The sequence below is a fragment of the Streptomyces sp. BR123 genome (assembly GCF_013401435.1).
Classification (GTDB): domain Bacteria; phylum Actinomycetota; class Actinomycetes; order Streptomycetales; family Streptomycetaceae; genus Streptomyces.
In genome coordinates, this window is sequence record NZ_JACBGN010000058.1 from 13,421 (window position 1) to 34,290 (window position 20,870).

At 70.1% G+C, this 20,870-nt stretch carries 20 protein-coding genes and 2 pseudogenes; 9 read left to right on the plus strand and 13 right to left on the minus strand.

The features are described from left to right. Positions 1-689: 689 nt before the first annotated feature. The 4 genes and pseudogenes from HYE82_RS12500 to HYE82_RS12510 all read right to left on the minus strand — a co-directional run. Complete coding sequence (locus HYE82_RS12500; RefSeq protein ID WP_218782544.1) at positions 690-1,265, minus strand: IS630 family transposase; 576 nt, start codon at positions 1,263-1,265, stop codon at positions 690-692. Next, positions 1,250-1,558: a winged helix-turn-helix domain-containing protein gene (locus HYE82_RS38950; RefSeq protein WP_309144294.1), complete on the minus strand. Its 309-nt coding sequence runs from the start codon at positions 1,556-1,558 to the stop codon at positions 1,250-1,252. Before HYE82_RS38950 ends, HYE82_RS12500 begins: the two co-directional genes overlap by 16 nt. Next, positions 1,533-1,763 carry a helix-turn-helix domain-containing protein gene (locus HYE82_RS38955; protein WP_306439571.1) on the minus strand — a complete coding sequence of 77 codons (231 nt, stop codon included), beginning with the start codon at positions 1,761-1,763 and terminating at the stop codon, positions 1,533-1,535. Before HYE82_RS38955 ends, HYE82_RS38950 begins: the two co-directional genes overlap by 26 nt. 62 nt (positions 1,764-1,825) lie before the next feature. Next, a pseudogene (locus HYE82_RS12510) lies at positions 1,826-2,524 on the minus strand (site-specific integrase); the annotation flags it as partial. 770 nt (positions 2,525-3,294) lie between these two features. On the opposite strand from HYE82_RS12510, the gene HYE82_RS39490 reads away from it, so the two are divergent. Together HYE82_RS39490 and HYE82_RS12520 are read left to right on the plus strand one after the other, a co-directional pair. Further along, a complete protein-coding gene (locus HYE82_RS39490) occupies positions 3,295-3,606 on the plus strand; it encodes a ParB N-terminal domain-containing protein (protein WP_179174075.1) in 312 nt (103 codons plus the stop codon). After that, a complete protein-coding gene (locus HYE82_RS12520; RefSeq protein ID WP_179174076.1) occupies positions 3,603-4,013 on the plus strand; it encodes a hypothetical protein in 411 nt (136 codons plus the stop codon). The genes HYE82_RS39490 and HYE82_RS12520 overlap by 4 nt, the downstream gene beginning before the upstream one ends. A gap of 373 nt (positions 4,014-4,386) precedes the next feature. On the opposite strand, the gene HYE82_RS12525 is transcribed toward HYE82_RS12520, so the two are convergent. Next, complete coding sequence (locus HYE82_RS12525) at positions 4,387-4,629, minus strand: hypothetical protein (protein ID WP_218782542.1); 243 nt, start codon at positions 4,627-4,629, stop codon at positions 4,387-4,389. 137 nt (positions 4,630-4,766) lie between these two features. Here HYE82_RS12525 and HYE82_RS12530 point away from each other — a divergent pair, with 137 nt between their 5' ends. The 5 genes and pseudogenes from HYE82_RS12530 to HYE82_RS12550 all read left to right on the plus strand — a co-directional run bounded on the left by HYE82_RS12530 (position 4,767) and on the right by HYE82_RS12550 (position 8,630). Beyond that, positions 4,767-5,240, plus strand: a complete 474-nt coding sequence (locus tag HYE82_RS12530; RefSeq protein WP_179174078.1) for an SUKH-3 domain-containing protein — start codon at positions 4,767-4,769, stop codon at positions 5,238-5,240. 146 nt (positions 5,241-5,386) lie between these two features. Continuing rightward, positions 5,387-5,668 (plus strand): annotated as a pseudogene (locus HYE82_RS12535) (transposase); the annotation flags it as partial. An 86-nt stretch (positions 5,669-5,754) separates the two neighbouring features. After that, the gene (locus HYE82_RS12540) at positions 5,755-6,948 is read left to right on the plus strand and encodes a serine hydrolase domain-containing protein (RefSeq protein WP_309144295.1); all 1,194 of its coding nucleotides are present in this window, start codon (positions 5,755-5,757) and stop codon (positions 6,946-6,948) included. 94 nt (positions 6,949-7,042) lie between these two features. Continuing rightward, positions 7,043-7,828 (plus strand): SDR family NAD(P)-dependent oxidoreductase, encoded by a 786-nt coding sequence (locus HYE82_RS12545; protein ID WP_179174079.1) that lies wholly within the window; start codon positions 7,043-7,045, stop codon positions 7,826-7,828. A gap of 49 nt (positions 7,829-7,877) precedes the next feature. Next, positions 7,878-8,630 (plus strand): TylF/MycF family methyltransferase, encoded by a 753-nt coding sequence (locus HYE82_RS12550; RefSeq protein WP_179174080.1) that lies wholly within the window; start codon positions 7,878-7,880, stop codon positions 8,628-8,630. Between the two features lie 106 nt (positions 8,631-8,736). Here the strand turns inward: HYE82_RS12550 and HYE82_RS12555 are convergent, their stop codons facing one another. The 4 genes from HYE82_RS12555 to HYE82_RS12570 all read right to left on the minus strand — a co-directional run bounded on the left by HYE82_RS12555 (position 8,737) and on the right by HYE82_RS12570 (position 12,526). Beyond that, complete coding sequence (locus tag HYE82_RS12555) at positions 8,737-9,678, minus strand: aromatase/cyclase (RefSeq protein ID WP_179174081.1); 942 nt, start codon at positions 9,676-9,678, stop codon at positions 8,737-8,739. A gap of 3 nt (positions 9,679-9,681) precedes the next feature. After that, entirely contained in the window at positions 9,682-9,915 is a 234-nt protein-coding gene (locus HYE82_RS12560; protein WP_179174082.1) for an acyl carrier protein, read from the minus strand. Positions 9,916-10,046: 131 nt separating this feature from the next. Continuing rightward, on the minus strand, positions 10,047-11,261 hold the full coding sequence (locus HYE82_RS12565) for a ketosynthase chain-length factor (RefSeq protein ID WP_179174083.1): 1,215 nt from the start codon (positions 11,259-11,261) through the stop codon (positions 10,047-10,049). Next, complete coding sequence (locus HYE82_RS12570; RefSeq protein ID WP_179174084.1) at positions 11,258-12,526, minus strand: beta-ketoacyl synthase; 1,269 nt, start codon at positions 12,524-12,526, stop codon at positions 11,258-11,260. Before HYE82_RS12570 ends, HYE82_RS12565 begins: the two co-directional genes overlap by 4 nt. Before the next feature lie 184 nt (positions 12,527-12,710). Here HYE82_RS12570 and HYE82_RS12575 point away from each other — a divergent pair, with 184 nt between their 5' ends. Next, positions 12,711-13,871, plus strand: coding sequence for a nucleotide disphospho-sugar-binding domain-containing protein (locus HYE82_RS12575; protein ID WP_179174085.1), 1,161 nt, complete (start codon positions 12,711-12,713; stop codon positions 13,869-13,871). 477 nt (positions 13,872-14,348) lie between these two features. On the opposite strand, the gene HYE82_RS12580 is transcribed toward HYE82_RS12575, so the two are convergent. From HYE82_RS12580 to HYE82_RS12590, 3 genes are all read right to left on the minus strand, one after another. Further along, positions 14,349-15,890, minus strand: coding sequence for an FG-GAP-like repeat-containing protein (locus tag HYE82_RS12580; protein ID WP_179174086.1), 1,542 nt, complete (start codon positions 15,888-15,890; stop codon positions 14,349-14,351). 309 nt (positions 15,891-16,199) lie between these two features. Beyond that, the gene (locus HYE82_RS12585) at positions 16,200-17,816 is read right to left on the minus strand and encodes a trypsin-like serine protease (protein WP_179174087.1); all 1,617 of its coding nucleotides are present in this window, start codon (positions 17,814-17,816) and stop codon (positions 16,200-16,202) included. 82 nt (positions 17,817-17,898) lie between these two features. Further along, positions 17,899-18,408: a hypothetical protein gene (locus HYE82_RS12590; protein WP_309144296.1), complete on the minus strand. Its 510-nt coding sequence runs from the start codon at positions 18,406-18,408 to the stop codon at positions 17,899-17,901. Positions 18,409-19,035: 627 nt separating this feature from the next. On the opposite strand from HYE82_RS12590, the gene HYE82_RS12595 reads away from it, so the two are divergent. Next, positions 19,036-19,227: a hypothetical protein gene (locus HYE82_RS12595; RefSeq protein ID WP_179174089.1), complete on the plus strand. Its 192-nt coding sequence runs from the start codon at positions 19,036-19,038 to the stop codon at positions 19,225-19,227. A 598-nt stretch (positions 19,228-19,825) separates the two neighbouring features. On the opposite strand, the gene HYE82_RS12600 is transcribed toward HYE82_RS12595, so the two are convergent. Further along, positions 19,826-20,854 (minus strand): NAD-dependent epimerase/dehydratase, encoded by a 1,029-nt coding sequence (locus HYE82_RS12600; RefSeq protein ID WP_179174090.1) that lies wholly within the window; start codon positions 20,852-20,854, stop codon positions 19,826-19,828. Positions 20,855-20,870 lie beyond the last annotated feature (16 nt).

The following is a 20,870-nucleotide window of genomic DNA, read 5'->3' on the forward strand; positions in this document are numbered from 1 at the left end:
ACCTCGTGAGCTGGAACCCTGACAGCTGATCCTTTTTCCGACTGAAGAGTTGAGGGCCTCGCGAAAATTGTCGCGAGGTCCTCAATGCTTGCTGGCAGACTCAGGTCTCGTGTCGAATGCGAGAAGCTGCTCGCGGGCTCGGTGGGCGGAGCCAGAAGAGCGGCGAGGAATTCGGGCAAGCTATGCTCGGCGTTTTCATGCGAAGGGCGGGTTCATGATCCAGGTAACGCGCTTCGCACCCTCGGAAATCGAGGCTCTCGGGCGAGAGCGAAACTTCCTCCGGGACCAGTCGGAGTGGCTTTGCCCTTCGTGTGGAGAAGTTTCGGTTCGCACGTACCTCAGAAATACGCAACACGCGAATCGCCCCGCTGTGATCAGCTACACATGGTGTGCGGCTTGTCGCAAGATGTCTGGCTCAACCGGACCTCTGCCGCCCGGTCTGATCATCTCGGATCCATGGCGGGAGTTGGACCGGGTAGCGTGGGAAGAGTTCGACGCGAGCTTGACCAGGTTTTTCGCTAGGCTTGACCGGCTTTGGGAGGACGGAGTGCTGCCACAAAGCCTCGTCTGGAAGCGGTAGTAGAGCGCCGATCGCGCTGTAACACGAGCAAACAGAAGCCCCGCCAGGTGACTCCTGGCGGGGCTTCTGCGAGGGGTGACGCTGAGGTTGAAAGGGTGGGGTGACAGGGTTACGGGGGCTCCAGTCCCAGTCCGGTCTCGGCGATGAATCCGTCGAGCACCTCGGGCCGGCGCTGGATCCTGCGCAAGCGGCTCTTCACGAGCGGGGTGAGATCTTCGATCGTCCGGGGTGCGAGGTTGGCCAGGGACTTCTTCAGATGCGCCCAGACACCTTCGACGGGGTTGAGGTCGGGTGCGTACGGCGGCAGCTTGACGATGGTGAGCCAGTCGCTGTTGCGGTCGCAGAATTCCCGCAGGGCCTTGGCGTGGTGGGTGCTGGCGTGGTCCCACACCACGATCAGCGGGGCACCGCCCAGTTGTTGGCGTGCGGAGGTGAGCAGGTCCGCGAACTCGCGGGCACGGAAGCCCTTCTTCTCGCCGGTACGGCCCCGGTACGTCTGCGTCCGGTAGATCAGACGGGTCTCTCGGCCCGGTCTGACGCAGACCATCCCGGCCATCAGGACCCGGCCCGAGCCCTTCCCCGTCACCCTGCTGACCGGAGTCCGGCCCCGCCGTGCCCAGGTCCGCCCCTTCCCGGGCTTCAGGTCCTGCCCGGCCTCGTCCTCGAAGACTATCCAAGCGCCCAGGAGCTGGGCCGTCCTCTTACCCGTGACCACTGCTCCGTCCGCCAGCGCTCCACAGCCGCGTCATCGCGCTCGACGGCCCGGTGGACGGGCACCTGCGGCGACCAGCCCAGCCGATGCAGCAGGTACGACGCCCCGCGAGGGGTGTACCGGTAGCCGAACAGGCGGTGGATCAGCTCCGCCACCCGCGCCGGCGTCCAGCACTGGTCCTCGCTCCAGCCATGCGCGGCGGGTCCGGCCTCCAGTTCGACTTGCAGTTGCTCCGCCTGGTCATTGCTGAGCTGACATAAAACCACCAGGTCCCTTGGAGGCCAGAGCCGCTCTTCCGCCGTCCCGCCAGGCCGCGTGCCAGGCGTACGCCGACTTCCGCGACACCCGTAACCTGCGGGCCACCTCCGGAGGCCGCACCCCTTGCTCGAACATCTCCGCGGCCTCGAAGCGCACTGCTTCACGCTTCGCCCGCCCCGCGGCGGTCAGACCGCCGCCATCCGCATACCTCATGACGAGGATGTAGCGGGGCCAACGGCCTCTGTCACCCCACCCTTTCAACCTCAGCGGCAACGTCAGCGGACGACGACTGTGGTAGGTGGGCCGTCAGGGTCGTCCTCCTGGCTCAGTGCGTGGCCCAGGGTGTCGATGGCTTGGCGTTGGAGCCGGAGTCGGACGTGGGCGTAGACGCCGGCCGTGACGCCAATATGGGCGTGGCCCAGAAGCTCCTTGATCACGACGAGGTCGACGCCCTGTTCCAGGAGCAGGGTGGCGGTCGAGTGGCGGAGGTCATGGAAGCGGATGCGCCGGAGCCCGGGGCGGTCGAGGAAGGTGCGGAAACGGCGGGTGAGGTTGGCCGGGTCGAGAGGCCGGCCACTCGGCGTGGTGAAGACGAGGCCGCCGTCTTGCCAGCCCGACCCTGCCGTCTCGCGCTCCTTGTGCTGCCGTTCCTTGTGCTGCTTGAGGGAGCGGAGGCATTCCGCCGGGAGAGCGATGCGGCGTTCAGACGCCCGGGTCTTGGTGGGCAGATGGATGAGGCCGCCGGTGCTGGTGCGCCGGAGCGAGCGGCGGATGGTCACGGTTCCACTGTTGAGGTCGAGGTCTTCCCAGTGGAGGCCGAGGAGTTCGCCTTTGCAGAGGCCGGTGCGCAGGGCGAGTTCGTACAGCGCATGGAGCCTGTCGGCGCGGGCGGCGTCGAGGAATTGGCGGGCCTCGGCCGCCGTGAGTGGCCGGAAGCGCTTGGGCCGGGGTGTGGTGGTCTTGACGTTCGATGAGCAGGAAGCTGCGCAGACCTGGGCACTCCCGTCACACCGGGAGTACGGGCCACGGCCTCTTCAGGCGGGTCTTCACCGACCACGCCAAGGTGAGCCGCGCCGAATAGAGTCCCACCGGCAGCCGTAGCCGGATACACGACCGCAGGCCATCGCACCGGGCCAGCAGCCCCTGCCGAACGCTCAACCGACAGCCAGGGCGTACCGCCGAGCCGGGATGCGTCCAAACTTTCTCCACGTCTTCAAGGCGGCCCGCTGACACGGGTCGCGCGCGGCACGGCCGCCCACCCGGCCCGCTCTCGGCTCCGCCACCGCGGGCCAGCCAGCGACCAGGCCGCGCAGAGATAGCGCAGCGTTGTGCCGGAAGCGAGGAGAAGCCGGACGCGCCCGCGCGGCGAGCGCCAAGCCGACGGCGGGGAGTTGGCCGGGGCGGAGGCCCGGAGGTGGGGTCGGTCGGCTCCGTAGGCTTTACCCACCTCCCCGGGCCGGGGCCCGCGTCGGGCAAGGCCAGGGGGCCACTCGTTCAAATTCCGGGCAGGATCACGACCTGCCCGAGTTGCCGGGCCAGCGTACGGCCCTCTGACCATGCCCGACCCCAACCCGGGCAGGACACCGGCCAAAGCCCACTCCGCCGCCCTCACGCGCGTAGCCATCTGCGGCAACGCCGACGGCGACAGGGGCGCACAGCAAGGCCCTCTCGGCACGCACACGTACTATGTGCTGGCGGGCACCACACCGGTCCTCGTCCACAATTGCTCCGTCGGCCCCATGAAGTGGAGCGAACGGAGCAGCTCGGCGGCGCCAGAGATCGTGAACGGGTCGATCAAATTGCCGAAAGTATGACCAGGGATGGCTGGGTCGGAGAGCCCATCGAGGTCTTTGAGCATCTGAACCGGTGCTACGTAATCAACGGCCACCATCGAGTTGCGGCGGCCAAGAAGGCAGGGATCGATGTTCAGTACCGATCTCTTACACTTGATGAGATCAAGGCCTACAAGTATAAATCCGCCGATGAAGTGGTCTGGGCGCCTATCGAAGTAGGCGGAGACTTTCCCGAGGAGCCGAGAGGACGGAGGCGCCGGTGAGTCAGTCGAATGAAGCTGCTGTCTGTGTGCGTTCCTTCCTGCGGTATCGCATGCTCATCAGAACGGCGCTGGTGGGCAACTACCCTCAGTTCGACATGCTGGAGCATGTGCTGGAGGCTGTCCGCGCAGGGAAGCTGGAACGAAGGGGGCAGTCGGATGGTGGCTTCTCGTACTCGGTCCATGGGCGCGGGTGTCGGATGGTCGGACCCGATGGCGCTGAGATTGAGATGGACCTACTCCTGGACGGGTCGGAGGCGTTTGATGCTTGGCGCCTGGAGGTTTTTGCGCGAAGCGTTGGCATGAGCCCCGTTCCGCCTAAGGGTGACCTTATGCAGGAATGCCGCGACATGACGCAAGAGGGAGTCCTCGATGAGCCAGAGCCAGGATGGTTCCGCCTCATCGAATGACGCGTAACGGTTGGGTGGGTATTCCATCGGGATGGAATACCCACCCCGCAAAGGCGGCCAATCCCGAAGAACGATGCACCATCGTTGAGAGTCAGTTCGTGCCTCATAAATTGGCGAAAGCTTGCCAGAGTTAGCGTGTAGGAAACCGCAGCGGCCCCGCTGGATTGTTTTCCGGTGGGGCCGCGGGGGCGTTTGACGGCAGTAGTTGACGCAGCGGCAACACGGGCGTACGACAGGGCACTTCCATGTACGCCCACGGACAGGCCGGAATTCGCTGACCAGCGAAAATCCAGGTGACGCCCGCCTGGCGCGCACACATACTATGTGCTGGCGGGCGCCATGCCGGTCCTGGTCCACAATTGCGGACCTGAGGCTAGAGCAGCAGCGCAATCGGCGCCCGCGGACGCCACAATGAGCGCAGCAGCTCGGTTCCGGGGTAGCGATATGGTTTCCACCGGCCACTCTGGTCATTCGTCCCGCCCAGGCTATTTCGAACCCGAAATCGATTCTGCTCGCGGATGGCGGGCAGATCGCTGGCCGCGGAGCCGATAACTGTGCTGGGATCCGGGCTTGCAACGCTCTGATCGCCGAACATGGAGCCGATTTTGAGGGTCAAGTCGGACGCTCACTACGGTTGAGTGACATCGAATTTCTGACCGTCCGCAGTGCAACGGGCGCCCCGGAAGCGGCGTGCCTATCCTGCCAAAGTGTTCTTGTTTGGCGAGGAGCAACGGGCCTATCGAGGTGAAAATAGTGCGCGAGTCGGAGCTGGAAGAATTCCCCAGCTCGTTTGGCTGGGAGATCGCTGGAACGCGTCCTGCAGCAGATGTCGTCGTGGCAGGTCTGGAGCGTGTCGGCTTCGCCTGCCATGAGAAGGCAAGGAGCTTCTTGGGTGAATATTTCGCCCTGAAGATCGACCACCTTCCTGCCCTCGTCATCACTGGATCGAGGATCTCAAGCTGGACCAATTTCGATCCGTCTGCCGTGTGCACCACCCGTGATGCGGACGTGGCTAGCCGATGCTCAGAGGTCGCTGGCACTGCTCTGTTCCCGATTGGAGTGGACAGCTTCCATCTGACCGTATATTCGGGAAGTGATGGAAGGTTCTATGCAGGGTTCGATTCATCGGTCTATCAATACGGGCAAGATCGAAATGTGATGTTTTCAATGATGAAGGCCGGCGTCCGTCCAATTTTATTGGGCGAGTGGACACTTCCGGGAGGATGATCCGCCATCGTCGTGCTGGAAGCGGGTTCATTTGTGTTCAATGGCCTCTCCGCGGCTGAGGATTCAAAACCCTGAAGAAGCGCGCACGAGCCCTCATCGACAGCGATGTCGATGAGGGCTCGATGCCGTTTGACCGCAGGAGTTGACGCCATTCAGCCCACCGGTCCCGCACGGTCCGCGACTGGCTGGCCGATCACGCCGACAGGGTAGAGCTGCACTTCCTGCCGTCGTATTCACCCGAGCTCAACCCCGACGAACTCGTCAACGCCGACCTCAAACGGAGCCTTCCCGCGAGCAGCAAAGCCCGCACCCAGGCCCAACTTGCCAGCGAGGCCCAACGGTTCTTCCACCGCCGTCAGCGCCAGCCGGACATCGTCAAGCGCGGAGGTCTCGCCCGCCGTCGGCCGGGGCGCTGGAGGGTGGCTTGAGTGGGGTGCGAGTGGGGCTCGTATGGATGGGCCCGTGTCGGCCGGCAGGACGGCCGCGGTCACTCCCGCGCGAAGGATGGACGACGGTGCAGCAGTATCCCCAGGCAGGGACGGTCGAGGACGGGTTCGGCGAGGTTCGGCGGGTGTTCGCGGAGAACTTCGCCGACGGGGAGGAGTTGGGGGCGGCCGTCTGCGTGTACCACCGCGGGCGGGCCGTGGTGGATCTGTGGGGCGGCTGGGCCGGGCCTGAAAGGACGGATCCCTGGCGGCGGGACACCCTTGCCGTGCTGGCTTCGCCGACCAAGGCGTTGGTCACCGCCTCCTTCCTGCACCTCGTCGAGCGGGAGGGGCTGGACCTCGACGAGCCGGTCGGTGCGGTGTGGCCCGAGTTCGGTGAGCACGGGAAGGGCTCCATCACCCCCCGCATGGTTCTGGCGCAGCGGTCCGGGGTCGTCTGTCTGGATCATGCGCCGATCACGCCCGAGGGGCTGAGAGAGCATGCGCCCGTTGCCCGGGCGCTGGCCGCGGCGCGGCCCGAATGGGAGCCCGGCACCGCGCACGGGTACCACGCCACCACCTACGGGCATCTGCTGAGCGAGCTGATCAGGCGCCGCACCGGGCTGACCGCCGGCCGGTACTTCGCCCGGCATCTTGCCGGGCCGTTGGGGCTGAATGCCTTCATCGGGCTGCCCCACGACCACCGAGCCGCGCACCTCGCCACCATGATGGAGTCCAAGGCCGAGGCCCTCATGGACGGCGCCGACCCCGGGACGGAGCTCGCCATGCTCCGGGCGCTCGGCGACCCCGGCTCGCTGACCCACCGGGCGATGATCGGCAGCATGCGGCTGTACGACGCCCTCGACCCGGAAGTCGAGGACCCCTCGTACGGCGGGCTGGCCAGTGCGCACGCCCTCGCCCGGCTGTTCGCCGCCCTGGTGGGGGAGGTGGACGGGTTCAGGGTGGTCGGGCCGCAGGTCACCGCTGAAGTCGCCCGGCCGTACTCCCGTGGCACCTGCCGGGTGGTGTTGCTGCCCAGCACCTGGGGGCTCGGTTTCATGCTGCCCGACAGCCCCGTCTTCCCCGCCTCCGCCGGGCTCGGCCCGCGCGCCTTCGGCTTCGACGGCGCCAACGGCACGTTCGTCTTCGCCGACCCGGACCGCGAGCTCGCCTTCGCGTACGTACAGAACGCCGGCTCGCGCACCATCGGGCGGATGAACGACCGCGCGCACCGGCTCGTCGAGGCCCTGCACCGGTCGCTTCAGCCGATTCAGTCGCTCTAGCGGTTTTTTAGAGGGCTTGGAGGGCGGTTCTAGTGCCCCCTGCGACTTTGGCGCCGCTTGAGTCAGAGTCGATCCCCGATCACCCGGAGGAAACATGGCGGCCGACGCCGTACGTACTGCACTTGTCACCGGAGCCACCAGCGGGATCGGCCTGGAGATCGCCGGCCGGCTGGCCCGGGCGGGCCACCGCGTCTTCCTCGGCGCCCGCACCGCCGACCGGGTGGCCGACACCGTCAAGGCGCTGCGCGCCGAGGGCCTGGAGGTGGACGGCCGGAGCCTGGACGTGACGTCCCGCGAGGACATCACGGCCTTCGTGCACGCGGCGACCGAGCGGTTCGGGCCCGTCGGCATCCTCGTCAACAACGCCGGCCGCTCCGGCGGCGGGGTCACCCGGGAGGTGTCCGACGAGCTCTGGCTCGACGTGATCAACACCAACCTGAACAGCGTCTTCCTGATGACGAAGGACGTCCTCAACCACGGCGGCATGCTGGAGCAGGGCTGGGGCCGCATCATCAACATCGCCTCCACCGGCGGCAAGCAGGGCGTCCTGCACGGCGCCCCCTACTCGGCCTCCAAGCACGGCGTGGTCGGGTTCACCAAGTCCCTCGGCCTGGAACTGGCCAAGACCGGCGTCACGGTCAACGCCGTCTGCCCGGGCTTCGTCGAGACCCCGATGGCCGAGCGCGTCCGCGAGACGTACGCCGGCCTGTGGGACGTCACCGTCGACGAGGCCCACGCCCGGGTCAGCGCCCGCGTGCCGATCGGCCGCTACGTGATGCCCGAGGAGGTCGGCGCGATGGTCGACTACCTCGTGGGTCCGGGCGCCGCCTCCGTCACCGCGCAGGCCCTCAACGTCTGCGGTGGCCTCGGCAACTACTGACAGACGTGCTGCTCTTCCCGACTCGCATCCGAAAGGACTCCGCATCCGCATGGAGAACACCGCAGAGCTGTACCTCGACCTCCTCGAGAAGGTCGTCACCAACCTGATCTACGAGGACGCCCCCATCCCCAACGAGTGGTTTCCCGAGCAGGCCTTCCGCCCCGAGAACCGCGAGACGGGCACGGACTGGCCCAGCGTCGCCCACACGATGGTCGGGCTGAAGCGCATCCGCAACGTCCGCGACCTCCTCGACCGGGTCGTCGCCGACGGCGTACCGGGCGACTTCATCGAGACGGGCGTGTGGCGCGGCGGCGTCTGCATCTTCGCACGCGGCTACCTCAAGGCGCACGGGATCACCGACCGGAACGTCTGGCTCGCCGACTCCTTCGAGGGCATCCCCGACACCGGCGAGGAGGGCCACCCCATGGACCGGGAGATGGCCCTGCACCAGTCGAACCACGTCCTCGGCGTCACCGCCGACACCGTGCGCGAGAACTTCGAGCGGTACGGGCTCCTCGACGACCAGGTCCGCTTCCTGCCCGGCTGGTTCAAGGACACCCTGCCCACCGCCCCCGTCGAGCGGCTGGCCGTCCTCCGGCTCGACGGCGACCTGTACGAGTCCACCCTCGACGCCCTGGACAACCTCTACCCGAAGCTGTCCGCCGGCGGATACGTCGTCATCGACGACTACTTCATCCCGGCCTGCCGCAAGGCCGTGGACGAGTTCCGGGAGCGGCACGGCATCACGGACGGGATCGAGGCCATCGACGACTACAGCGTCTACTGGCGACGTTCCGCCTGAGCGCCGCCCTGACGCATTCCTTGTTCGAGCGCACCACGAAGTCGGCCTCCGGGACCCGGTCAGGGTCCCGGAGGCCGACTTCGTCGCAGCGGCGGACGGGGCGCGGTCAGCCCGTGTGCCGCCCCGCCAGCTCCAGCGTCGCCCGGCTGTTGCGGCCGAGTACGTCGCGCAGGTGCCGGCGCGCGTCGGCCAGGGAGGCCTCGGCGCCCAGTTCCTCCCGCACCGCCGCCGGGTTCACTGCCACCGTGTGCTCGGCGGTGACCTGCGCCCCCGCCCCCGTGTCCGCGAACTCCCAGCGGCCGCTGTGGCCGAGCAGCAGCCGGGGCGGGACCAGCTGCTTGTACGCGATCCGCTCGCCCGGCACGCACACCCGCACCGAGCGGGTGGTGTGCGCCGAGCCGTCCGCGGTGACGGTGTCCATCTCCATCTCCTGCACCCCGGCCGCGTCCTCGCTCAGCTCCACGCGGCGCACGTGCGGCAGCCGCTCGGGCCACAGGTCCGCCCGGTGCACGAACGCGTACGCCTCCTGCGCGGTGCGGCCGGGCAGGGTGACGGTGTCGCTGAAGGAGAACACCAGGTCGCCGGGGCCGGCGCCGAGCCCGGTGGCGAGCTCGGCGATCCGGGCCAGCGCGGCCAGCTCCACCGGGCTGTTGCGGTCCAGCGCGGCATTGATCCAGGCGGCCGCCTCCGGGTCGTCGCCGACGGCGGTGAAGTCGTGCAGCAGCACGATCTCCGTCCCGCCGCCCGGCCGCAGCTCGAAGATCCACTCGCCGCCCATCGAGGCGATCGGCGGCGCGCTCTGCTCCTGCTCGAACCGGATCCGGAGGCCCGCCCGGTCCCGCTCGCGCCGCGAGACCCAGGTCTTCACCTCCCCGCCCACCGACGCCCACAGCCGGAACCGCTCCGTGCGCTCACCGCGCTCCAGGTACTCCGCGGCGACACTGGGCGCGAACACGGCCGGCCAGCGGCCGACGTCGGCGGCCAGGTCGTACAGCGCCTCCGGCGGGGCGGAGGAGACCAGTGTGTGCCGGGTGTGGTGCCGACCCATCCGTCAGCCCACCGCGACGAGGAGGCCGTTGACCGCGTCCAGCAGCTCCCGCGGGGTGGCGAGCTTGTCCGGGATCTCCACCCCGTAGTCGCGCTGGACGACGGACACGGTCTCGATCAGGGCCAGCGAGTCGTAGCCGAGCTCCGCGAACTCGGTGTCGAGGATGTCCCCGTCCAGCTGCCCCTCCTCGCTTCCGGCCGACTCGGACAGGATCCGGCGGAGGTCGTCGAGGGTCATGAGGGTCTCACGGGTCTCAGGGGTCTCAGGGGTCTTAGCGGACTCAAGGGACTCAAGGGACTCAAGAGTCCCGGTGGTCCGTGCGGTCCGAGCGGTCCGGGTGTCGTTCATTCGTGGTTCCTCTTCCTGTCTCAGTGGTGGTACGCCCGCACGACGGCGGCCGAGTTGAAGCCCGACCTGCCGCGCGCGAGCACGAGGGCGGTGGAGATCCTGGCCTCCCGCGGCGATCCCGTGACCAGGTCGATGCCGTACTCCTGCGGCATGTCGGAGGTGCCCGCGGTCGGGGGGATCACCCCGTCGCGGAGGGACAGCAGCGCGGCGGCCACGTCCAGGGGTCCGCCGGCGGACAGCAGCCGCCCGGTCAGCGCCTTCGGCGCGGTCACCGGGACGCCGCGCTCACCGAACACGCCGCGCAGCACCTCGGCCTCCTGCCGGTCCGGCCCGGGCAGCCCGGCCGAGTCGGCGAAGACCACGTCGACGTCGGACGGCGCCACCCCGGCCCGGGCCAGCGCCGCTTCGACGGCACTGCGCAGGGCGGGCGGCCGCGGCGAGCCCGGTGGCGGGTCGAAGGTCGACGCCTGGCCGGCGAGCTCGCCGTACACCTTCGGCGCGCCGCGCAGGCGGGCCGCCCCGGCGTCCTCCAGGACCAGGATCGCGGCTCCCTCGCCCGGCACGTGCCCGCTCGCCGCCCGGTCGAACGGCCGGAACTCCCCGGGGGTGACCCGGCCGGACGACCACTGCGAGGCCCAGCCCCACGGGTCCAGCGCCGAGTCCGCGCCGCCCGTGACGACCAGCTTCGCGTCCCCGCGGCGCAGGGAGCGGCGGGCGTGGCCGAGCGCGTCCAGGCCGCCGGCCTGCTCGGCGACGAGCGCCTTGCCCGGCCCGCGCAGCTCGTGCCGGATGGAGATCTGGCCCGTGTTGACCGCGTAGAACCAGGCGAAGGACTCGTACACGCTGACGAACTGCGGCCCCTGCGACCACAGCTTCGCGAACTCGCGGTGCGTGAACTCGAAACCGCCGCAGGCGTTCGCGGTCACCACGCCCATGTCGTAGTCGACGAGCGCGGACGGGTCCACACCGCCATCGGCGAGCGCCATGTCCGCGGCGGTCAGCGCGAACCGGGTGGACCGGTCGGTCTGCGGCAGCAGCCGCTTCGGCAGGTGCTCCGCCGGGTCGAAGTCCTGGATCTCACCGGCCCGCCGGGCCGGGTAGCCGGCCGTGTCGAAGCCGCTGATGTCCTTGATGCCGCTGCGGCCCTCCAGCGTCGCGGACCAGAACTCCTCCGTCCCCAGGCCGTTGGGGGCCAGGACCCCCAGCCCCGTGAACACCGTGGTGGTGGTCGTCATGACGACGCTCCTTCCGGCCGCCGCAGCAGCATCGCGCTCTGGAAGCCGCCGAATCCGCTGCCCACGGTCAGCACGGTGTCCACCCGCTGCTCGCGGGCGGTCAGCGGCACGTAGTCGAGGTCGCACTCGGGGTCGGCCCGGTGCAGGTTGGCGGTGGGCGGCACCACGTTGTGCTTCATGGCCAGCGCACACGCGGCGATCTCCACGGAGCCGATCGCACCCAGCGAGTGGCCCACCATGGACTTGATCGAGCTCACCGGGGTCCGGTACGCGTGCTCGCCCAGGGCCCGCTTGAACGCGGCCGTCTCGTGCCGGTCGTTCTGCACGGTGCCGGAGCCGTGCGCGTTGACGTAGTCGATCGCCTCCGCGTTCATCCGCGCCTGGTCCAGGGCGGCACGGATGGCCTCGGCCATCTCCCGGCCGTCGGCCTTCAGCCCGGTCATGTGGTACGCGTTGCAGCGCGTCGCGTACCCGCCGACCTCGGCGTAGACGGTGGCCCCGCGGGCCCGCGCCCGCTCCAGCTCCTCCAGGACGAACACCGCCGCGCCCTCCGCCAGCACGAAGCCGTTGCGGGTGGCGTCGAACGGCCGGGAGGCCTGCGCCGGCGTGTCGTTGCGGTCGGACGTGGCCCTGATCGCGTCGAAGCTGGCCACCACGACCGGGGTGATCGGGGTGTCGGTCGCCCCGGCGAGCATCACGTCCGCGGTGCCGTCGGCGATCAGCTCGACGGCGTTGCCGACGGCGTCCAGGCCCGAGGTGCAGCCGTTGGAGACCAGGGCCACCGGGCCCTCGGCACCCACCGTCCACGCCACCTCGGCGGGCAGGGCACCAGGGGTCAGGTAGTCGTACATGTGCGGGGACAGGTAGCCGGGGTCGACCTCCCACTGTCGTCCTGCGTCGGAGAGCACCAGGTACTCGTTCTCCAGGCTGGTGGCGGCGGCGACGGCACTGCCCAGGCTCACACCCACTCGGGACGGGTCGAGCGCGCCGAAGTCGAGGCGGCTGTCCGAGACCGCGTCCCGGGCGCAGACCACCGCGAACTGGGCCGCCCGGTCCATCCGGCGGATCTCCCGGGGAGTGAGGCCTTCGGCCGCCGCATCGAAATCGCACTCGCCGGCGATCTGGGAGCGGAAGGGCGTCGGGTCGAAGAAGCTGATCCGGCGGGTCGCGGTACGGCCCGCGGCCAGCAGCGACCAGAACGCCTCCGTGCCGCTGCCTCCTGGTGCGCGCACCCCCATACCGGTTATCACGACACGACGGGACATCGGATCGGTTTCCTTATCGAAGAGGTGACACGGTCGGGCCGGGGTGGTGGACCCCGGCTGCGCACTTTGGTAAGCCGGGCCGGTCGACGTCCGCTCAAGGGCGGCTCGACACGCGCTCAGGGCAGGCGGACGCGGCGGCAGGCGGTCCAGCGGTTCTCGAGCACCGTGCGGCAGCGTCCGTGCGATGAGGATCCTTTTCATCACCGGGGGGAGCCCGGCGACGGTCTTCGCGCTGGCCCCGCTCGCGTCGGCGGCCCGCCTCGCCGGCCACCGCGTGCTCGTCGCCTCCCCCGAGGACATGACCCCGTACGTCACCGGCACCGGGCTGCCCGCCGTGTCCGTCACCGACGCAACCATGCGCCGGTTCATGTTCGAGGACCGGGCCGGGCGCCCGCTCGGCATCCCCGCGGACCCGCAGGAGCGGATCCGCTTCAACGGCGAGGGCTTCGGCAGGCTCGCCGCCGCCACCCTGCCCGCACTGCGCGCCCTCTGCGCCGACTGGGGTCCGGAGCTCGTCGTCGGCGGATCCCTGTGCTACGCGGCCCCGCTGTTCGCCCACGAGCTGGGTGTGCCGTGGGTACGGCACACCTGGGACCTCGGCGAGCCGCCGGAGATGGACGCCGGGGCCGCGAGCGAGCTCGCGGCCGAGCTCGCCGCCGCCGGCCTGGACGCACTGCCCGTACCCCGGCTGTGGGTCGACATCTGCCCGCCCGGCCTGCGCGCCCCGGAGCTCGCACCGGGCCCGCGGCAGTCGATGCGCTTCGTCCCGTACAACCTCCGCCGGCCGATGGAGCCGTGGATGCTGCGCCCCGCGGGACGCCCCCGGGTGTGCGTCACCGCGGGCAGCCGGGTCGCCGGGCAGGACGAGGTGGCCGAGCTGACGGAGCTCGCCAGGACCGTCGAGGGCCTGGACGGGGAGCTGGTGGTCGCCGCCCCGCAGGAGCTGGCCGCGCAGCTGGGGCGGGCGGTGCCGGGGGTGCGGGCGGGCTGGTTCGCGCTGGACAGCCTGCTGGCCACCTGTGACCTGATCGTGCACCACGGCGGCGGCCAGACCGCGATGACCGCCCTGCACGCGGGCGTCCCGCAGCTGCTGGTCCCCACGATCCCGAAGATGCTCCCGCCGTGCCGGCGGATCGCGGACCGTGGCGCGGGCCTGGTCCTCCCGGAGGGCGACCGGTCCACCACCGCGATCGCGGCTGCGGCCGCCGAACTCCTGGCCGACCCGGCCTACCGGGCCCGGGCCGCCGAGGTCGCGGCGGAGATCGCCGCCCAGCCGGGCCCGGCGCGGGTGGTGGCCGAACTGGAGGCGCTGGCGGGGGAGGCGAACGGGCGGCCGGCGCGGTAGCGCCCCGGTGGGCGGCACCGGTCTGCGGAACCGTGGGCCCTGCACCGCCCACGGCCACCGGCTCTTCCGCGGCTACGCGCTGACGCTCCTGGCAGGGCTCGCGTGCGAGGAAGGCGACCACGCCGTGGCCGAGCTGCGGACGCGGGAAGCGGCGGCCGCCCAGAGGGAGAACGGCCACCCGAGAGGCTGTGCGGATGCCCTCGTCGCCCTGCCCCGACCCGGGCGAGGCACGGGAGCTCGTGCTCGTTCTTGGTGTCGATGCTGTCGGCGGCGACCGGTTCCACGGTGACGGCGGTCAGACAGGTGAAGGCGGTGCCGGGAGGGATGCCGAGGCCGGTGTCACCCGGGCTTAAGTCGTGGTAGCGCTGGACCTGGCCGGGTGACGCCTTTGCGGGACCGGGACCGGCTGCGTCCGTCCGGTCGGTGTGGGCCGGACGGACGCAGCTGTGCTTGACGGGAGACGGCGCGCTGGTGAGGTTAGACGCCGCTGGCGATCTGGCCGAGGCCGTTCCATCCGTCGATCTTGCCGTTGCCGAGCCAGGAGCTGTAGGCGGTGCTGGTGCCACTGCCGCGCAGCAGGAAGTCGACGTGGGTGTCACCGTTGAAGTCCGCGAAGTGGACGCGGTTGTGTTCGGTGGTCACTCCCGAGGCGACTTGGCCGACGCCGTTCCAGCCACCGCCCACGTCGCCGCCCGTGTTGACGTGGACGTTGACGGAGCCGTTGGGGTTGATCACCCAGTAGTCGGCCTTGCCGTCGCCGTTCCAGTCGGCCAGGCGCACCCGCGAGCGGTCGGTGGTCGTACCGGTGGCGACCCTGCCGATGCCCACCCAGGCGTTGTCGCCGCGGTTCAGCCAGACGCTGACGTTGCCGTTGTCGACGATGGTGATGTAGTCCGCACGGCCGTCACCGTCCCAGTCGGCGAAACGGACCTGGTCCTGCTTGGGGGTGATGCCCGACGCCACGGTGCCCAGGTCCTGCCAGCCTCCGCCGACATCGCCTCCGCGGTTGAGGTGGACGTTGACGGAGCCGTTGGGGTTGATGACCCAGTAGTCGGCCTTGCCGTCGCCGTCGTAGTCGGCGAGACGTACGCGCGAGCGGTCGGTGGTGGTGCCGGTGGCGACCCTGCCGACGGTCGCCCAGGCGTTGGGGCCGCGGTTCTGCCAGACGCTGACGTTGCCGTTGTCGGCGATGCTGATGTAGTCGGGCTTGCCGTCACCGTCCCAGTCGGCCCACCGCACCTCGTCAGCACCACCGGCCTCGTTCGCGGCGGCGGAGCGCCGCGGTTCGGTGGTCTTGGTGATCCACTGGGCGAGGTCGTCGGTGCGGGCGGCGATGGCGCCGGTGCGGGTTTCGGCCGGATCGGTGCCCAGGCAGCCGCCCTGCCAGGACCTGCTGTTGACCCCGACGAGTTCACCCGTGGCGTTGAGGAGGGGGGCTCCGGTATCGCCCTTGCAGATGGCGTCGGTACCCTTGCCGGTTACCGCCAGTGTGGTGGCAGCCGCGGAGTCGAGGGTGAACGTGCCGGTGTGGAGTTTGCCCGGTACCCATTCGGTCTTCGTCCGGCCGAAGCCGGCGGAGTTGAGGCTCGTTCCGGCGGCCGGGGCCGAGGCGGAGACCTTGACGGTGGCTGCGCCCCTGGCCGGCAGCATGAGCCGGGCCAGGACCAGATCGCGCTCGGCGCGGGGGGCGAGTTCGGTGACCTCGCGGGTCTCGCCGCCCGCCAGGGTGACGGTGGCCCGCACGGCGGGCTTCCCCGCGGGGACCTGCTGGCCCGGGACCGTGGCGAAGCAGCTGGCTGCCGTGGCGACCCACCACTCGTCGACGAGGGCGCCGGTGCAGGCGCGGCTGTTCGCCTCGTCTCCGATGCTCAGCTTGACGACGGAGGCGTACTGGCCGGACGGGGCCTCTGCGCCGGTGAGGGCGTGCGCCGGGGCAACGGTGACGAGGCCGGTGGTGACCGCGATCGCAGTCACCACGAGGCCGGCCGTCCGCGTCTGATGGGGACGGAGAGCATGCATACGGGAGCATCCTTACGGACGGGGTTCGGTGCGCGAGTGCGCGAAAGGATGGCAGTGCTGTGTGAGGGCGGGTCCGCAGGGCTTGGCGGGTGGCCTCGCCGTCGCCGGTGCGTTGGCGGGCGCATGGATGACCGCCCTCGTGCCGTCCGGGCCACGGTGGTGGTCGCCAGCGGGTACGCCGTGGTTCGGGTGTCCGAGTCGTCCGGCGGTTCGGGCCGGCCCCGCCTGTACCACGGGTTCGATGCGCTCCGCTACCGCGCCCCGTGTCCGTGGCGCCGGGGGCGCCACGGACACAGGGCAACGCCCGGGCTAGAGGGTGCCGGTGATGGCGATGGCCCCGGGGATTCCTGAGATGCCCTGGAGTTTGACTGCGGTGGTGGTCCAGGTGCGGTCGGTGTGGCGGATGCTGAGCAAGGCCTTGTCGTCGGCTGCGGTGACGGCGAGCTGGAGTTCGCCGTCGACGGCGGCTGCGGAGACGGACTTGGCGGTGACGGTGCCGAGGATGTCCTTCAGGTCGCCGAGGGAGGTCCAGGTGCCGTCGCCGTTGCGGATGGCGTGGTATTGGCGGGTGCCGTTGTCGGTGGCGATGACGATGTGGGCGTCGTTGCCGACGCCGGCCATGGTGACGGCAGTGATGGGGCCGGTGGCGGAGCCGACGGCCGCGGCGACGTCGCCCCACCTGGTCCAGTGGCCGGTGGTGTTGCGGATGGTGTGGTGAGCCTTGCCGCCGCTGATGGCGGTGACCTGGAGCTGGCCCCCCGTGCTGGCGGTGGCAGCGGCCGTGACCTTGCCGATCGGGCCGGCGGCGCCGGCGATGTCGCCGAAGCCGGTCCAGTGGCCGGTGGCGTTGCGGACGGTGTGGAAGATCTTGCCGTCGGCGACGGCGACGACGTGGAGGTCGTAGCCGATGGAGACGGCAGAGACCTGGGTGGGGTTCGCGAGTCCGCCGGCGGCGGCGCCGACGTCGCCGAAGGTGCCCCAGGTGCCGTCCGCCTTGCGGACGGTGTGGAACAGGCGGCCGTTGTTGCTGATGGCGAGGACGTGGGTGTCGCCGTTGACGCCGGCGGCGGAGGCGGTGCGGATGCCGCCGATGTCCCCGACCTTGGTCTGGAGGTCGGTGAAGCCCGTCCAGTCGCCACCGGCCAGACGGATGCCCTGGTACAGGGTGTTGCCGGCCTGGACGAGGGTCTCGGTCTTCCAGCCGGCGGCCAGGGTGCGGGTCTGCAGGATCCAGTCGCGCAGGTCGTCGGTACGGACGGAGACGGCGCCGGTGCGGGCCTCGGCGGGGTCGGTGCCGAGACAGCCGCCCTGCCAGGAACGGCTGTTGAGGGCGGCGAGTTCACCGTCGGCGTTCAGAACGGGGCCGCCGGCGTCGCCCTGGCAGATGACGTTGCCCTGCCCTGCTGCGTCGAGGGTGAGGGTGGTGGCCGTGCTGGCGGAGACCTTGAACGAGGCGGTGTGGACCTTGCCGGGGACCCACTCGGTCTTGGTGCGGCCGTAGCCGGCGGCGGTGACCGCGGCACCGGCGGCAGGGGCGGCGGAGGCGAGCTTGGCAGGGGTGGCGCCGGTGACGAGCCGGTCCAGGCGCAGGAGGATCAGGTCCCGGTCGGTGCGGGGAGCGAGTTCGGTGACGCTGTAGGTCTTGGAGCCCACGGTCGCCTTGACGGGCTGCTTCGGTGCCCCGGCGGTGGCGTCGGTGCCGAAGCAGCTCTTGGCACCCAGCAGCCAGTCGCCGGCGATCAGGGTGGCCGAGCAGGCCCGGGCGTTGACCTCGTCGCCGATGGTGAGCTGGGCCGTGTGGGTGTAGGTGCCGGTGTCCGGGGTACCGATGGCGGCGTGCGCGGACGCGGGCGCCAGCAGGCCGGCTGCCATCACTGCGGTGAGGCCTGCGGGCCGCCAGGGGAATCGGGGGCTGGGTCGGGACATGAAGCTTCCTTGGATCGGGGTGTAGGAGGGCGATCGGGCGGCGCGTGGCGGGGCGCAGGTGTGGGCGCCAGGTGCGTGTGTGCTACTTGGAGGTCCTGATCTCCAGAAGCGTGAAATCGCGTCCCTGTTCGTCGGCGGTCTCACCCACAGCGGGCCGGGCATTCTTGTCGACGGTGAAAGTCTTTTCCTCGGTACCGACGGACATCGCGACCTGTGCGGCGTAGTTGTTTCCCTTGACTCCGAAGACTGCCGGGATCTCCAGACTCAGGTAGCCCTTGTCTCCGGTGACCCGGAAACACGCCTTCGCGTTCTCGTGGGAGAAAATCTCCATCAATTCAGGCGCGCCCGTGCACTCGGCGAGGAGTGTGTGGCCGTTTCCGCTCTTGAGCTTGATCTTCCCCTCCGCGAGGATTTTGTCGGCGTTCGGGTATGCGAAGTCTCCGACGGCGTAACCCGGGCCTTCATGGGCGATCGCCTTCGCTGCAAGATCTTCCGCCCCGGATCCGCCGATCACACCGCCCGTGGCTGCGACCCAGGTCAGTGCCCCTGCAGCCACAGCTGCGCCGACGATTCTCAGGATTGTGCTGCGCACCTTCGTTTTCATCTCAGTGTCGATCCGGGGTCTTCGCGAGCGCGCCTGGATGCGCAGTCGAGGAAAGGGGGTAGCACGGGTTCTTGAGCGCCCCGGTCACGGCTGACCGATGTCGACGAAATGGAAATGCGATGACGTTGCGCACCGGCTGACGATCTTCTGAATGAAAGCAAGTCAGGGGTCATCCGGCCAAGAGAATAAATGGGGCCATAGGGGCGCACATCGCCCACCGAGGGCGTGACTTGCGTCACTCTATGGGATGGTTGCAGCGGTTTTACGAAACTTAAGGGCGAGATTCGGCCATTTTTCGGTCGCGGTGCCAACCGGGTTCCAGCCAGGTGTGTTCCGGGCGTTGCGCTGCACAAGGTCAGGTCCATCGCCGTTCCGGTGAGATATTTCCCGGGCAAGGTTCGGCGCCGGCCGCGAGGAATCGGAATCAGAGAGATTCTTCTGTGCAGGAAACGTTTTGGAGTCGGTGTCGATTCACGACCGCTCTCGCAGCGGGCGCAGCCGCTGTCTCCACCCCCTGGCTGTTCACCACCCGGTCCGGGCAGCCCCCGGCGCGGCCACCCAGGCCGGCGACGCGCTGGCGCTTCCGGACACGGATCTGGCCAAGGCCGTCAAGGCTTGGATTCCGGGCGGCCGTTCGGGAGCGTACGAAGGGACGCGAGCGCCGCCCTCACCGGTGGGGAGGAGGCGATATCCGCGTTCGCCAAGGACGGGTTCCGCTCCTCGGTCACCGAGGACATGCGCGTCATCACCCTCAGCGCCATGGCCAACGGCGGAAAGAACGTAAGCGAGACGGCAATGACGCGCTGACCGCCGGCACCGACCGGGCACTGGAGCAATTCCTGCTCACCGGCCGGTACACGAGGACATGCGGGTGGAGATCGTCCGCAGAGTCGCCACGGCCGGCGCGCCGGGCCGCCACCGCCGCGGTCCAGGCGTCGCAGCGGGCGTCCTGGGCGGCCACGGCGGCTTCCCGGGCAGCTGCTGCCGCCGGATCGGCGGCCACCCGTGCCTACAACGCCGCGATCGCCGCGTCGAAGGACGCGACGAACGCGAACGAGGCGAAGAACGCCGCCAACCAGGCGACCAACGCCGCTCGCGAGACCACCCTCTTCATCGCCCAGGTCGTCGAGCCGGCCGTTGCGAAGGCAGCGGTTCAGGCCCTCTCCGGCGGCGTCCCCGCAGTAGGGGGGACTTCAAACACGTCCGGCGTCATCAAGTCACGCGCCGAGGACAACAGGGTCAACATCCTGAAGATCCTCAACGAGAAGCCCGGCAAGGCCGTCACCAAGGCCGCCAACGACGCGCTCCAGCGAGACGCGGCACTCGCCCCCGACCCCGCAACGGCCGCCGCATGACCAGCTCGGGCCTACGAAAGACATGGAGGCACCCCCCGTACGGCCGGCCCTCAGGCCCGTCCCGCGGTAGCGGGACTCCCGGGCCGTGTCGCTGCGACGGCGGTCACCGTCCGGTGCAGCGCCTCGTCCAGCGGGGTCAGGGCCCGCCAGCCGGTGGCCGTCTCGAACGCAGACGGGTCCACCTCCAGGCTGCGGAAGTCGGTGGCGTCCGCGTGCGCCGGGGGAACCACCGACACCACCGGCACCGGGTCGGCTCCCGTGCAGCGGGAGACGGCCTGCGCCACCGCCCGGAACACCTCGCCCAGCGGCCGGGCCCGCCCGGTGCCGATGAGGTAGTGCCGGCCGTCGAGGGCGTCCGCGTGCGCCAGGGCCGCGGTGAACGCCCGGGCGGCGTCGTCCACGTACAGCAGGTCGCGGCGGACCGTGCCGTCGTGCCACATGGTGAGCGGCTCCCCGGCCAGCGCCCGCCGGATCATGGTGGACACCACGCCGCGGTCCTCGGCGGTCGGCGCGGGCGGCCCGTACACGGGCGGCAGCCGGAGGCTGACCGCCCGGAGGAGTCCTGCCGCCGCGGCCTTCTTCAGCAGTGATTCCGCAGCGTGCTTCTGGCGGTCGTAGACGCCCTCGGGGCGGTCCGGCTCCGACCCGTCGATGCGCTCGACGGCGACCCGGCCCACCTGGGTGTTGCTGCCCGGGAAGACGACCACGGGCGGGCGGGGGTGGTGCACGGAGCCGGACGGCCGGTCGGCGAGCGCGGCCACCAGGTCGCGGATCAGGCCCACGTTGACCCGTTCCGCCTCCGTGTCGTCCTCGGACAGGCGCCAGCCGGACGCCCCGCGGATCCGCGCGGTGAACGGCAGTACCGCGTCGGCGCCGGCCACGGCCCGGGCCAGGACGCCCGGTTCCGTCAGGTCGGCGGTGACCACCTCCACCCGCACGGCGAGCCGGTCCGACAGCCGGACCGGCCGCCGGGACACCGCGCGCACCCGGACACCGGGGGTGTCGGCCAGCGCCCGGACCACGGCGGAGCCGATGAACCCGGACGCCCCGAGGACGACGACCTGCTGTGGCTCGCTCACCGCCCACCCCCAACTG